Source organism: Curtobacterium sp. MWU13-2055 (assembly GCF_023242305.1).
In the GTDB taxonomy this organism is placed as follows: domain Bacteria; phylum Actinomycetota; class Actinomycetes; order Actinomycetales; family Microbacteriaceae; genus Curtobacterium.
Window position 1 is genome coordinate 208,471 of record NZ_JALLIO010000001.1, and the last position, 14,007, is coordinate 222,477.

The window sequence follows — 14,007 nt, forward strand, 5'->3', positions numbered from 1 at the left end:
CACGGGGGCGTCGTCGTGTGCGGTGACTAGCTGCCGAGGGCGTCGAGCCAGATCTTGCGGGCGTCCAGCGCTTCCTGGGCGTCCTTGATCTTGCGGGCGTCGCCGGAGGCCTGCGCGTCGGCGAGCTCGGACTCGAGCTTGCCGATGGCGTCCTCGAGCTGGCTGGCGAGTCCGGTCTGCCGGGCCTTGCGCTCCGGGTTGGACTCCTTCCAGTGCGCGTCCTCGAGGCCACGCACGTGGTCCTCGATCGCACGCAGGCGGTCCTCGATGCGACGGACATCCGCGCGGGGGACCTTACCGACCTCGTCCCAGCGGCGCTGGATGCCGGTCAGGGTCTTGCGCGCCGCGACCCGGTCGGTCGCCTTGAGCAGGGGCTCGGCCTCGGTCAGGAGTGCCTGCTTGGCCTCGAGATTGCCTGAGAACTCCTCGTCCTCGGCTGCGCTCTCGGCGTGGCGCTGCTCGAACAGCACGTCACCGGCGGCCTTGAACCGCGCCCAGAGGGCGTCGTCGTGGCGCTTGCCGGCGCGCCCGGCGTTCTTCCAGTCGTCGAGCAGCTGGCGGTAGTCCGGGATCGCGTCGGACCCGCGCGAGGCGAGTGCCTCGGCCTGGGTCACGAGTTCCTGCTTGCGGGTGCGGGCGTCGCGGTGCTGCGCGTCGAGCTCGGAGTAGAACGCGCGACGGTGCTGGTCGACGGTGGACCGCGCTGCGCGGAACCGCTTCCAGAGCTCGTTGGCCTCGTTCTTGGGGATGCGCGGGCCGTCGTGCTGGTGCTGCTGCCAGCGGGCGAACACGTCGTCGAGCTGCGCGGTGATCTGCTTCCACTGCGCGCGTGCCGGGTCGACCGCCGCGAGTGCCTCGGCCTCTTCGACCAGGGCCGCACGGTGCGCCAGGGCGTCGTTCAGGGCCTGCTGCGCCTGCTCCGCCTGCTCCTTGGTGAGCGAGCCGAGCTGCTCGGTGAGCGCACCCACGCGGGTCTCGAGCGACTTGATGTCACCGACCACGCGGGCTTCGGCCACCAGGGTCGTCAGGTGCTCGACCGTCCGGGCGACGTCGTTCGCCGACGCACCACGCTGGACGCGCTGCTCGGCGATCTTCACCTGCCCCTCGAGGTCGGCGTACTTCCGCGCGAAGTAGGCGAGGGCTTCTTCGGGGGTGGCGTCCGGGTACTCACCGACAGCACGTTCGGTCTCTTCGTACCGGACGTACACGGTCCCGTTCTCGTCGACCCGCCCCCAGGTCGTTGCTTCGTCAGATCCCACAGGTCTCGCCTCGATCGTGGTCGTGCATCGCCGACGTCACCGTCGGCACGGTCAGGTCGTCAGCCTATTGCACGGACGGGCTCCGCGGCCCGCCGGACGCAACGGCTTGTGGACTACTTCTCCTGGGCGATGGTCGCGGCGGTGATCGTCGTCGCCACCTTCGGCTCACCGGTGCCGTCCTGGCCGGGCGACGAGATGCCCTTCGCGGCGATCTTCGACTCGAGTTCGGACAGGCCGCTCGTGACCTTCCCGACGACCGTGTAGCCGCCCGTGGAGCCGTCGAGCGTGGTGTCGCCGTAGACGATGAAGAACTGGGTCGACTGCGAGTACGGCGACGTCGACCGCGCGATCGCGATGGTGCCCTCGTCGTAGACGCCGTCGCTCGGGACGTTCTCGAGCGGGCCGTACTCGAACCCGGCGTCGCCCGTGCCGTCGCCGTTCGCCGAACCGCACTGCAGGAACTTCAACCCGTCGCTGTCGGCCAGCCGGTGGCAGGTGGTGCCGTTGTAGAACTGCTCCTTGATCAACGAGATCTCGACGCTCGCGGCCTGCGGGGCCTTCGCGCCGTCCAGTTCGATGCCGAGGTCGATCGACTTGTTGAGCGTCAGCGAGCCCGTCCAGGTCGCGCCCTTCGCGATCTCCTTGCTCGGCACGTCGCCCGTGTTCGCCGCCGTGGCACTCGCCGAGGGCGTCGGTGTGGCGTTGGCGCTCGCGCTGGCGTCCGCCGACCCGTTGCCCTGCGAGCCCGCGAAGGCGAGCTGTGACCCGGTGGCCAGGGCGGCGACCAGCACGAGGACACCGGCGCCGACCAGGTTGTCGCGCACCCGCCGGCGGCGCTGCCGGTCGTGGAGTCCCTGGCGGGCCTGGTACAGACGGAGGCGCTCGCGCGCCTCGCGGTTGTCGCGCGCTGGGTTCTTCGGTGCCACGGTGCTGTTCTGCCCTCTCGTCGCAGTGTGGAACGAGCGTATCCGAGTCGTCACCATCAACGGCCTGGGAGGCGCGGGGCTGTCAGTGGGTCGGCCTACGATTGGTGCATGGCAGCGGACCGTTCGAGCATGCGTGCGCCCACGACGGGCGGTCGCGCCGGTCTCGCGCAGGGCTCCGTCCCGCTCGCGGTCCGGATGCGCCCGACCAGCCTCGACGAGGTCGCCGGCCAGCAGCACCTGCTCGGCCGCGGGTCGCCGCTCGTGCAGCTCGCCACCGGCACCCGCGACAACCCGGGCGGTGTGTCGGTCATCCTCTGGGGTCCTCCCGGCACCGGCAAGACCACGTTGGCGCAGGCCATCGCGCGGCAGTCCGGGCGCGAGTTCGTCGAGCTCTCCGCGGTCACCGCCGGCGTCAAGGACGTGCGCGAGGTCATGGAGAAGGCCCTCACCCACCGCGACCTCTACGGGTCCACGACCGTGCTGTTCCTCGACGAGATCCACCGGTTCAGCAAGGCCCAGCAGGACGCCCTGCTGCCCGGTGTCGAGAACGGGTGGGTGATCCTCATCGCGGCCACCACCGAGAACCCGTCGTTCTCGGTCATCTCCCCGCTGCTGTCCCGGTCCCTGCTCCTGACGCTCAAGCCGCTCACCGACGCCGACCTCGGCATGCTCGTCGACCGTGCGGTGGAGGACCCCCGCGGCCTCGGTGGCGCGGTCGTCCTCGGTGACGAGGCACGTGGGGCCATCGTCCGGTTGGCCTCGGGTGACGCCCGACGCGCCCTCACGGCGCTCGAGGCCGCTGCGGCCTCGGCCACCGCGGCCCAGGACGACGACGACGACACCGTGCCGGTGGTCGACGCGGACACCGTCGCCGCGGCCGTCGACCGTGCACTCCTGCGGTACGACCGGCAGGGCGACGAGCACTACGACGTCATCAGCGCGTTCATCAAGTCGGTGCGGGGGAGCGACGTCGACGCCGCGCTGCACTACCTCGCGCGGATGATCGAAGCGGGCGAGGACTCCCGGTTCATCGCGCGCCGGATCATCATCTCGGCGTCCGAGGACATCGGCATGGCGGACCCGCAGGCGCTGCCCATCGCCGTCGCGGCGGCCCAGGCCGTGCAGCTCATCGGCATGCCCGAGGGCCGCATCCCCTTGGCCGAGGCCGTCGTGTACCTGGCGACCGCGCCGAAGTCGAACGCCGCCTACAACGGTGTGAACGCGGCGATGGCGGACGTCAAGGCCGGCCGGATGGGCACCGTGCCGATGCACCTGCGCGACGCGCACTACGCCGGGGCGAAGCGACTCGGCCACGGCAAGGGCTACGTCTACTCGCACGACGCCGAGCACGGGGTCGCCGAGCAGCAGTACCTGCCCGATGCGCTCGAGGGCACCGAGTACTACACCCCGACGGCGAACGGCTACGAGCGCGAGGTCGGTCCGCGGCTCGAACGACTCCGGAAGATCACCCGCGGGCAGTAGGACGGCACGTCGAGTTCCTGCTAGCATTGCCGGGCCTACGTCCTGGTCCTCGAGCACGGCTGCGTTGAGGACAGAGTGCCACTCCGGTGGTACGGGGGCAGAGGTTCGGACTGTAGCCGTCCGATCCCACAGGCTCATCCCTCTGGATCCCGTCGTCGGGGCCACGGGCACTCGCGTGCCCGGCCTCCGGTGAGTATTCAGTTCGAACAGAGAAAAGGACCCTGTGTCTACCAAGTCACGTACCCGCAGCAAGACCCGCCTGTCGCGCGCACTCGGCATCCCGCTGACGCCGAAGGCGGCCCGTTACCTCGAGAAGCGCCCCTACGGCCCCGGTGAGCACGGCCGTACGCGCCGTCGTGCGGACAGCGACTACGCCGTCCGCCTCCGTGAGAAGCAGCGTCTGCGCGCCCAGTACGGCATCCGCGAGAAGCAGCTCCGCATCGTCTTCGAAGAGGCCCGCAAGACGAAGGGCCTGACCGGTGAGAACCTGGTCGAGCTCCTCGAGCAGCGCCTCGACGCCCTCGTGGTCCGTGCCGGCTTCGCCCGCACCACCGCGCAGGCCCGTCAGCTGATCGTGCACCGTCACCTGCTGGTCGACGGCAAGCTCGTGGACCGCCCCTCCTTCCGCGTCAAGGAGGGCCAGCTGATCCACGTCAAGCCGAAGTCCGAGTCGATGGAGCCCTTCCAGGTCGCCGCTGCCGGTGGCCACCAGGAAGTCCTGCCGAAGGTCCCGGGTTACCTCGAGGTCGAGATCGACAAGCTCCAGGCCCGCCTCGTGCGTCGCCCGAAGCGCGCCGAGGTCCCCGTGACCTGTGAAGTGCAGCTCGTCGTCGAGTACTACGCAGCTCGCTGATCCACTGATCACACCCGAACGGCGGGTCGTCCTCTCGAGGACGGCCCGCCGTTCGGCGTTCCGGCCCCGAAGTGCCCGGCGGCTAAGCTTGTCCGGGCATGCACCGCCAGGGTGCACAGAGGGAGAGGCACCGTGAAGCAGCTGTTCTTCGTCGCGGTCGGCGTCGTCATCGGGTTCGCCGTGGCGCACCAGGTCGCCAGGACCCCCGGAGGCGCACGGCTCTTCGCCGTCGTCGACGCGAGCACGAAGGCCTTCACGGGCGCGGTCGCCGACGGGTACCGGTCCCGCGGGGCCGAGCTCCGCACCGACGTCTGAGTCATCGAGCTCCACCGCGGTCCGGCCGCACCGTCGTCCCGCCTCCACCTCCCACCCCCGACCTGAACCCAGGAAGCACCATGCAGACCGCAGAGATCCGCCGCCGTTGGCTCCAGTACTTCGGTGACCGCGGCCACACCGTCGTCCCGTCCGCGTCCCTCGTCTCCGACGACCCGTCGCTCCTCTTCACGGTCGCCGGCATGGTGCCGTTCATCCCGTACCTGACCGGGCTCGTCCCCGCGCCGTACCCCCGTGCCACGAGCGTGCAGAAGTGCATCCGCACGAACGACATCGAAGAGGTCGGCAAGACCCCTCGCCACGGCACGTTCTTCCAGATGAACGGCAACTTCTCGTTCGGCGACTACTTCAAGGAGCAGGCGATCCAGTTCGCCTGGGAGTTCCTGACGAACCCGGAGTCCGACGGCGGGCTCGGCTTCTCGCCCGACGACCTCTGGGTGACGGTCTACGAGGACGACGACGAGGCGATCGCGTTCTGGAAGCAGCACTCCTCGCTGCCCGAGGAGCGCATCCAGCGACTCGGCAAGGACACGAACTACTGGTCCACCGGCCAGCCCGGACCCGCGGGTCCCTGCTCCGAGATCTTCTTCGACCGGGGTCCCGAGTACGGCATCGACGGCGGCCCGGCCACCGACGACGACCGGTACGTCGAGATCTGGAACCTCGTGTTCATGCAGTACCAGATCGCCGACGTCCGCTCGAAGTACGACTTCGAGATCACCGGCGAGCTGCCGAACAAGAACATCGACACCGGCATGGGGCTCGAGCGCGTCGCCTTCATCAAGCAGGGCGTCGACAACATGTACGAGATCGACCAGGTCCGCCCGGTCCTCGACCGCGCGTCCGAGATCTCCGGCCGCCGCTACGGCGCCGTGCACGAGGACGACGTCCGCATGCGGGTCATCGCGGACCACGTGCGCTCCGCGCTCATGCTCATCGCCGACGGCGTGAGCCCGTCGAACGAGGGCCGCGGGTACATCCTGCGTCGGTTGCTGCGCCGGACGGTCCGTGCGATGCGCCTGCTCGGGGTCGAGACCGCGACGTTCCCGGAGCTGTTCCCGGCGTCCCGCGACGCGATGCGCGACGCCTACCCCGAGGTCGCTTCCGACTACGACCGCATCGCGCGGATCGCCTACGCGGAAGAGGAGACGTTCCTCCGCACGCTCGCGCAGGGCACGACGATCCTCGACGTCGCCGTCGAGCGCGCGAAGCAGGACGGTGCGCCGTCCATCGGCGGGGACACCGCGTTCCTGCTGCACGACACCTTCGGGTTCCCGATCGACCTGACGATGGAGATGGCCGAAGAGGCCGGGGTCCACGTCGACCGGACCGCGTTCGAGACGCTGATGTCCGAGCAGCGTGCCCGGGCGAAGGCCGACGCGAAGAGCAAGAAGACCGCGATCGCCGACCTGAGCGTGTACAGCGCGTTCCGGGCGAAGGGCGAGACGGTCTTCCTCGGCTACGACGCGCTCGAGGCCGAGACGAACGTGCTCGGCATCATCGTCGGCGGCGTCAGCGTCGACCGGGCCGTGGCGGGCGACATCGCCGAGGTCGTCCTCGGCGAGACGTCGCTGTACGCCGAGTCGGGTGGCCAGGACGCCGACCAGGGATCGATCGTCGGCAACGGCTTCGACCTCGAGGTCCTCGACGTCCAGCGTCCCGTCGCCGGCCTCTGGAGCCACACCGTCCAGGTCCGCTCGGGCGAGGTCGGCGTGGGCGACGCGGCGAGCACCGTGGTCGACGCCGAGTACCGTCGCGGCGCCACGCAGGCGCACTCCGCGACGCACCTGGTGAACGCCGCGCTCCGCGACATCCTCGGCCCCGAGGCGCTGCAGGCGGGTTCGTACAACAAGTCCGGCTACATGCGCCTCGACTTCTCGTGGTCGCAGCCGATCTCGCTCGCGACCCGTTCCGAGATCGAGGAGGTCGTCAACACCGCGATCCGCACCGACCTCGAGGTCTCGACCCGCATCATGCCCATCGACGAGGCCAAGGCGCTCGGTGCGCAGGCGCTCTTCGGTGAGAAGTACGGCGCCGAGGTCCGCATGGTCGACATCGGTGGTCCGTGGTCGCGCGAGCTCTGCGGTGGGACGCACGTCGCGTCGAGTGCCCAGGTCGGACTCGTCAACCTGGTGGGGGAGTCGAGCGTCGGGTCGACCAACCGTCGTGTCGAAGCGCTCGTCGGGCTCGAGGGCTTCCGTGACCTCGCGGTCGAGCGGACGATCGTCTCGCAGCTCTCCAGCGCGCTGAAGGCCCCCCGTGCCGACCTGCCCACGCGTGTGCAGTCGCTCATGGAGGACCTCCGCACCGCGCAGAAGCGGATCGCCGAGTTCGAGTCGGCGAACCTGCAGCAACGGGTCCCGTCGATCGCACGGACCGCGACGACCGTCGGCACGACCACCGTCGTGGCCGAGACCGTCGACGGCCTGCAGTCCGGCGACGACCTACGCTCGCTGGCGACCGGTGTCCGTGCGCAGCTCGGTGACGGCGCTGCCGTCGTCGTGCTCGGTGCCGTGGTGAGCGGGAAGCCGATCGTGATCGTCGCGACGAACGACGCGGCGCGCTCCGCGGGCGTCCAGGCGGGTCCGCTCGCCAAGGAGGCCGCCGGTGTGCTCGGTGGTGGCGGCGGCGGCAAGCCGGACCTGGCCCAGGGCGGCGGCACCGACCCGGCTGCGCTCCCGGCTGCGCTCCGCGCCGTGACCGCTCGGATCGCGGGCTGATCGTGGCGATCCGGTCCGGGCGGCGGCTCGGCGTGGACGTCGGCCGCGCCCGGATCGGGATCGCCGTGTGCGACCGCGACGGGTTGCTGGCGACGCCGGTCGAGACCGTGCGCCGCGACGACTCGACCGACCTGCGTCGGATCCTCGAGATCGCGGACGAGTACGACGTGCTCGAGCTCGTCGTCGGACTGCCCCTGTCGATGTCCGGCGGCGACACCGCGTCGACCGAGGACGCCCGGGCGTTCGCGGCCCGGATCGCCGAGCGCCGCCCGGTCCGGCTGGTCGACGAACGGCTGTCCACGGTGACCGCGCAACGCGGACTGCACCAGGCCGGCAAGAACACGAAGAAGTCGCGGTCCGTGATCGACCAAGCGGCCGCTGTTATCATTCTGCAACACGCGCTCGACCACGAACGCAGTGCCGGTGCCCCTCCGGGCACCACGCTTCCCTGACAGGGCAACCCACCGCGACCCGGCTGCCCTTCCGTCACCCGAGGACGACGGTGCCCAGGCGGAGTTCCCGACCGAGAGACCGAGAACCGTTGGCAGACGATCTGGACTGGAACGCGATCATCGCGCCCGGCAACGAAGCCGAGCGGCGGAAGACCACTTCCGACCGCGCAGCAGGTACCGATGACCGTGACGACGCCGCGCGGGTGACCCCGCAGCCGGACCGTCCGATGTCCCGCCGCGAGGCTCGGGCGCTCGAAGCGGAACGCGCTCGTCGCGACGCCGTTCCCGGGCCCGACTCCGAGCCGGCACCCGAGGAGCTCGCCGCCGCCGACCGCGTGGACCCCGACTCGACCGCTCCCCGCGAGCAGCCGGCACCGGAGCCCGTGCGACCGCAGCAGGCGGCCCCTGAACTCCATCCCGAGGTCGCTGCGCTGCTGACCGGCGAGGTACCCTCGGCGCCCGCCGCCGGCGGAGCCGAGTCCGACGGGCCCGACGGGCCCGACGACGCCGGGCGCACCGGTGGCGGTGGAGCCGCGGGAGGCGGCGGACGTGGTGGCCGTGGCGGACGCGGGGGAGCCTCCAGGCCGCCGCGCGAACCGCGCCCGAAGCGCCGTCGCGGGCCGCTCATCGCCGGCATCGTGATCGTCGCCGTGGTCGTGGCCGGCGGGGTGAGCGCGTACGCGTTCGCCGCCCCGAAGATCCAGCAGATCGTCGCCGCGGTCAGCGGCTCGACCGAACCGGACGACTACACCGGCTCCGGCAAGGCCAAGGTCACCATCACGATCAAGCAGGGCGACATCGGCGAGAACGTCGCCGCGACGCTGCAGCGCAGCGGGGTCGTGAAGGACTCGAAGGTCTTCTACAAGCTGCTGCTGGCGTCGCCCGACGTGCAGTTCCAGCCGGGTTCGTACTCGCTGAAGAAGCAGATGAGCTCGAAGTCGGCCCTGGCCGCGCTGCAGGACGAGAAGAACCGCGTGCAGGCCTCGATCGTGATCCCCGAGGGCACCGCGCTGGCGGACATCGAGGCCGGCATGGTCTCCAAGGCCGGGCTCACCAAGGCCGAGGTCGCCAAGGCCGCGAAGGACCTGTCCGCGTACGACCTGCCGTCCGGCGTCACCACGCTCGAGGGCTGGCTGTTCCCCGCGACGTACCCGATCAACCCGGGGTGGACCGCGGAGCAGTACTTCGGGTCGATGGTCGACACGATGAAGGAGCACCTGGCCTCCGCCGGCGTCAAGGAGGCCGACCAGGAGCACGTCATCGTGTTCGCATCGCTCGTGCAGAAGGAAGCCGGCCTCGCCGCCGACTACCCGAAGGTCGCGCGGGTGTTCCAGAACCGGCTCGACCAGGGCATGCGCCTGCAGTCCGACGCCACCGTCGCCTACGGCACCGGCAACACCCACACCGTCACGACGACCGACGCAGAACGCGCCGACGAGTCGAACGCGTACAACACGTACGTGCACGAGGGGCTGCCGCCGGCACCGATCTCGAACCCCGGGGACATCGCCATCAAGGCCGTGACGAACGAGGCCCCGGGCAAGTGGCTGTACTTCGTGACGGTGAACCTGGAGACCGGCGAGACGGTGTTCTCGAACACCTACGACGAGCACCTCGTCGCCGTGAAGCAGTTCCAGGCGTGGCTCCGGGCGCACCCCGACTACCAGTAGGGCGACGACGTCGCACAGCGGTGCGCTGTGGGAGGATTGCAGCATGCTTCGTTGGTTGACTGCTGGTGAGTCCCACGGACCCGAACTGATCGCGATGCTCGAGGGCCTGCCCGCGGGTGTCCCGGTGTCGTTCGAGTCCATCCGTACCGATCTCGCGCGCCGCAAGCTCGGCTACGGTCGCGGCTCGCGCATGAAGTTCGAACAGGACGAGCTGCACGTGTCCGGCGGTGTCCGGCACGGGTTCTCGCTCGGCAGCCCGATCGCGATCCGGATCGGCAACACCGAGTGGCCGAAGTGGGTCGAGGTCATGAACCCCGAGCCGGTCGAGTCCACCGAGATGTCGCGTGGCCGCAGCGCCCCGTTGACCCGCCCGCGTCCGGGCCACGCCGACCTGGTCGGCATGCAGAAGTACGGCTTCGACGAGGCCCGCCCGATCCTCGAGCGCGCGAGCGCCCGTGAGACCGCGGCCCGCGTCGCGCTCGGCGCCGTCGCGAAGTCCTTCCTCGCCGAACTCGGCATGCGGTCGGTCGCGCACACCCTGCAGGTCGGCACGGTCCGCGTGCCGGACGGCACCGACCTGCCGCTCCCCGACGACGTCGACCGTCTCGACGACGACCAGCTGCGCTGCTTCGACGCCGACACCTCGGCGCGCATGGTGACCGAGGTCGAGGCCGCGAAGAAGGACGGCGACACCCTTGGTGGCGTCGTCGAGGTGCTGTTCTACGGCGTCCCGCCGGGGCTCGGCTCGCACGTGCAGTGGGACCGTCGGCTCGACGCCCGTCTGGCCGCGGCGATCATGGGCATCCAGGCGATCAAGGGCGTCGAGGTCGGCGACGGCTTCGCGACCGCTGGCCGTCGCGGCTCCGCGGCCCACGACGAGCTCTACCGTGAGGACGGCGAGATCTACCGCACGAGCGACCGTGCCGGTGGCACCGAGGGCGGCATGTCCACGGGCACCGTCCTGCGCGTCCGTGCCGGCATGAAGCCGATCGCGACCGTGCCGCACGCGCTGCACACCGTCGACGTCGTCTCGGGCGAGGACGCCTCGGCGCACCACCAGCGGTCCGACGTCTGCGCGGTCCCGGCCGCCGGCGTCGTGGCCGAGGCGATGGTGGCGCTCGTGCTCGCCGACGCCGTGCTCGAGAAGTTCGGCGGCGACAACGTCGTCGAGACCAAGCGCAACCTCGACGCCTACCTCGCGTCGATCCCGGAGACGCTCCGCACCCGTCGGACGGAGCCGGCGGCACCGGCCGACGCGTCGTGAGCGCGAACGGCGGCGGCGCCGCGCCCGGCGACGTCCCGTCCGGCGGCGCTGCCCCGTCCGGCGGCGCCGCACGAGGTCTGGCTGCGCCCGTCGTCGTGATCGGCCCGATGGGCGCCGGCAAGTCCAGCGTCGGCAAGCGCGTCGCGAAGGCGCTGGGCGTGCCGTTCACCGACACCGACCGGGTCATCGTCCGTGAGCACGGACCGATCCCCGGCATCTTCGCCGACCGTGGTGAGCCCGCCTTCCGTGCCCTCGAGGCCGACGCCGTCCGGACCGCCCTCGGCACCGGGGGCGTCATCGCCGTCGGCGGCGGAGCGGTGACGCACGCCGCCACCCGCGAGGCACTGTCCGGCGCCCGCATCGTCCTGCTCACCGTCTCGCCCGAGGCCGTCGCCGAGCGGATCGCCGGCTCGGACCGGCCCCTGCTCGCGAACGGCGGCATCGACGCCTGGCAGACGATCATGGACGAGCGTGCGGCGACCTACGCCGAGCTCGCGCACGTCGTCGTCGACACCTCGCGCCGTCCGATGTCCCGGGTGGTCGACGAGGTCGTCACCTGGCTGCGGAGCGACAGCAACGCCAGCGGCGACACCAGCGCCGGCCGACGCGACGACACCAGCACCACCACCGAAGGAGCACCGTGACCGACCCGATCCTGCCCGCAGGCACCACCGAGATCCGCGTCGGCGGTGACGACGGCTACGTGGTGGCGGTCGGCTCGGGCCTGCTCGGCTCGCTGCCCGCGATCCTCGGCCCCCGCGTCGCCAAGGTCCTCATCGTGCACGCCCCGACCCTCGGTGCGCGGGCGAACGACCTGCGCGACCTGCTCGTCGACGCCGGCCTCGAAGCCCTCATCGCCGAGGTGCCCGACGCCGAGGCCGCCAAGCGCATCGAGGTCGCGTCGTTCTGCTGGCAGATCATGGGCCAGTCCGACTTCACCCGCACCGACGCCGTCATCGGCCTCGGCGGCGGTGCCGTCACCGACCTGGCGGGCTTCGTCGCGGCGACGTGGCTGCGCGGCGTGCCGTACGTGTCGGTGCCGACGAGCGTGCTCGGCATGGTGGACGCCAGCGTGGGCGGGAAGACCGGCATCAACACGAACGAGGGCAAGAACCTCGTCGGTTCCTTCTCCGCCCCCCGTGCGGTGGTCGCGGACCTCGACCTCGTCCGCACCCTGCCGCGCAACGAGATCCTCACCGGCTTCGCCGAGATCGTGAAGGCCGGGTTCATCGCCGTGCCGGAGATCCTGGACATCATCGAGGCCGACGTCGCCCGCGTCACCGACCCGACGTCGCCGGAGTTCCGCCGCGTGGTCGAGCTCGCCATCGCCCTGAAGGCCGAGGTCGTGTCCGACGATTTCACCGAGCAGGGACGACGCGAGATCCTGAACTACGGTCACACGCTCGGGCACGCCATCGAGCACGCGGAGCGGTACCAGTGGCGGCACGGTGCTGCGGTGTCGGTCGGCATGGTGTTCGCCGCCGAGCTCGCACGCCTGACGGGCCACCTCGACGACGCGACCGTGGACCGGCACCGGGCGATCCTGGACTCCCTGGACCTGCCGACGTCGTACGGTCTCGGACGGTGGCAGGGCCTTCTCGCCGCGATGCGTCGCGACAAGAAGGCCCGTGCCGGCATGCTCCGGTTCATCATCCTCGACGGTGTCGGCAAGCCGGTCATCCTCGAGGGCCCCGAGGACCACCTGCTGTTCACCGCCTACCAAGAGGTCGGCGTCTAGTACTTCTGCACGCCCAGGTGGTCGCGCAGGTGCGGTCCGGTGTACTCGGTGCGGTGCAGTCCGCGGCGCTGCAGCTCCGGCACGACCTTCTGGGTGAAGTCCTCGACCCCGGCCGGGAAGTGCGTCGGCACCGCCAGGAACCCGTCGCACGCCCCGGCCTCGGACCACGCCTGCATGGTGTCGGCGATCGTCGACGGTGACCCGATCATCTTCCGGTAGCTGCCCTCGGCGAAGTACCGGGCGGTCTCGATGACGGACAGCCCCTGTTGCCGTGACACCGCCATGATCGCTGCACGGTGCGACTTGCCGGCGTTCGACTCGGGCAGCTCCGGCACGGGCGCGTCGAGGTCGAACTGCCGGAAGTCGACGCCACCGGCGAGGGGCTTCAGGTTGCTCAGTGCCAGGTCGTCCGGGATCAACGCCATCATCCGGTCGGCGAGGTCGCGTGCGTCCTGGTCGGTGTCGCCGACGATCGGGGTCATCCCGACGAGCACCTTGACGTGGTCGGGGTCGCGGCCGAACCGTTCGGCGCGCGCGCGGATGTCGTCGCGGAACGCACGGCTCTCGTCCGGGTCGGACTGCAGGGTGAACACGACGTCGGCGGTGCGCGCCGCGAGTGCGCGGCCCGGCTCCGACGCACCCGCCTGGAACACGACGGGCCGTCCCTGCGGACTCCGACCCGTCGTCAGCGGTCCTCGCACGCGGAAGTGCTCGCCGTCGTGCTGCAGGAACCGCATCTTCTCGATGTCGAAGTAGGTGCCGGACTCCTTGTCGCGCACGATCGCGTCCGGGTCCCACGAGTCCCAGAGCCCGGTGACGACGTCGACGAACTCGCTCGCCCGCTCGTACCGGGCGGCGTGCTGCACGTGGGCGTCGAGTCCGAAGTTCTGGGCTTCGTCCTCGTTGAAGGACGTCACGAGGTTCCACCCCGCGCGGCCCTTGCTGATGTGGTCGAGGGTCGAGAACCGCCGCGCGAGGTTGTAGGGGTCGTTGAAGGTCGTGGTCGACGTCGCCGCGAGACCCAGGTGCGTGGTCCGCATCGCCAGGGCGGGCAGGAGCATCGTCGGGTCGAAGTGGATCGAGCGGGGGTTCGCGGCACCGTAGGTGTCGCCGGCCAGGATGTCGTTGCTGCGCCGGACTGCGGCCTGGTCCTCGAAGAACAGGGCATCGAGCTTCGCCGCCTCGGCGAGTTCGGCGGCGCGGACGTAGTGGTCGATGCCGAGGTCGAGCTCGGGGACGGCGTCCGGCAGGCGCCAGGCGCCGAGGTGGTATCCGGGGAACAGGAACATTGCGAGGTGGATCGTGGTCAC

12 protein-coding genes are annotated in these 14,007 nt (G+C 70.8%); 9 read left to right on the forward strand and 3 right to left on the reverse strand.

The window, feature by feature from the left end; genetic code table 11:
- Positions 1-26 precede the first annotated feature (26 nt).
- Both M4960_RS00925 and M4960_RS00930 read right to left on the reverse strand, forming a co-directional pair.
- Positions 27-1,259: a DUF349 domain-containing protein gene (locus M4960_RS00925; protein ID WP_173168634.1), complete on the reverse strand. Its 1,233-nt coding sequence runs from the start codon at positions 1,257-1,259 to the stop codon at positions 27-29.
- A gap of 113 nt (positions 1,260-1,372) precedes the next feature.
- Positions 1,373-2,185 (reverse strand): peptidylprolyl isomerase, encoded by an 813-nt coding sequence (locus tag M4960_RS00930; RefSeq protein ID WP_248703255.1) that lies wholly within the window; start codon positions 2,183-2,185, stop codon positions 1,373-1,375.
- A 129-nt stretch (positions 2,186-2,314) separates the two neighbouring features.
- Between M4960_RS00930 and M4960_RS00935 the strand changes: the two genes are divergently transcribed.
- The 9 genes from M4960_RS00935 to aroB all read left to right on the forward strand — a co-directional run bounded on the left by M4960_RS00935 (position 2,315) and on the right by aroB (position 12,697).
- Positions 2,315-3,667: a replication-associated recombination protein A gene (locus tag M4960_RS00935; RefSeq protein ID WP_111084157.1), complete on the forward strand. Its 1,353-nt coding sequence runs from the start codon at positions 2,315-2,317 to the stop codon at positions 3,665-3,667.
- Between the two features lie 223 nt (positions 3,668-3,890).
- On the forward strand, positions 3,891-4,520 hold the full coding sequence (gene rpsD / locus M4960_RS00940; RefSeq protein WP_111083900.1) for a 30S ribosomal protein S4: 630 nt from the start codon (positions 3,891-3,893) through the stop codon (positions 4,518-4,520).
- A 132-nt stretch (positions 4,521-4,652) separates the two neighbouring features.
- Complete coding sequence (locus tag M4960_RS00945) at positions 4,653-4,835, forward strand: hypothetical protein (protein WP_111083901.1); 183 nt, start codon at positions 4,653-4,655, stop codon at positions 4,833-4,835.
- Positions 4,836-4,915: 80 nt separating this feature from the next.
- Positions 4,916-7,573, forward strand: a complete 2,658-nt coding sequence (gene alaS, locus M4960_RS00950; protein WP_248703256.1) for an alanine--tRNA ligase — start codon at positions 4,916-4,918, stop codon at positions 7,571-7,573.
- 8 nt (positions 7,574-7,581) lie between these two features.
- Positions 7,582-8,025 carry a Holliday junction resolvase RuvX gene (gene ruvX / locus M4960_RS00955; protein WP_185021077.1) on the forward strand — a complete coding sequence of 148 codons (444 nt, stop codon included), beginning with the start codon at positions 7,582-7,584 and terminating at the stop codon, positions 8,023-8,025.
- An 89-nt stretch (positions 8,026-8,114) separates the two neighbouring features.
- The gene (gene mltG / locus M4960_RS00960; protein WP_248703257.1) at positions 8,115-9,695 is read left to right on the forward strand and encodes an endolytic transglycosylase MltG; all 1,581 of its coding nucleotides are present in this window, start codon (positions 8,115-8,117) and stop codon (positions 9,693-9,695) included.
- Positions 9,696-9,738: 43 nt separating this feature from the next.
- Complete coding sequence (gene aroC, locus M4960_RS00965; protein ID WP_123294309.1) at positions 9,739-10,959, forward strand: chorismate synthase; 1,221 nt, start codon at positions 9,739-9,741, stop codon at positions 10,957-10,959.
- A gap of 77 nt (positions 10,960-11,036) precedes the next feature.
- On the forward strand, positions 11,037-11,603 hold the full coding sequence (locus M4960_RS00970; RefSeq protein ID WP_374202874.1) for a shikimate kinase: 567 nt from the start codon (positions 11,037-11,039) through the stop codon (positions 11,601-11,603).
- Positions 11,600-12,697 (forward strand): 3-dehydroquinate synthase, encoded by a 1,098-nt coding sequence (aroB, locus tag M4960_RS00975; protein ID WP_173168631.1) that lies wholly within the window; start codon positions 11,600-11,602, stop codon positions 12,695-12,697. The genes M4960_RS00970 and aroB overlap by 4 nt, the downstream gene beginning before the upstream one ends.
- On the opposite strand, the gene M4960_RS00980 is transcribed toward aroB, so the two are convergent.
- Complete coding sequence (locus M4960_RS00980; RefSeq protein WP_207906699.1) at positions 12,694-14,007, reverse strand: LLM class flavin-dependent oxidoreductase; 1,314 nt, start codon at positions 14,005-14,007, stop codon at positions 12,694-12,696. The two genes, aroB and M4960_RS00980, sit on opposite strands and share 4 nt — an antisense overlap.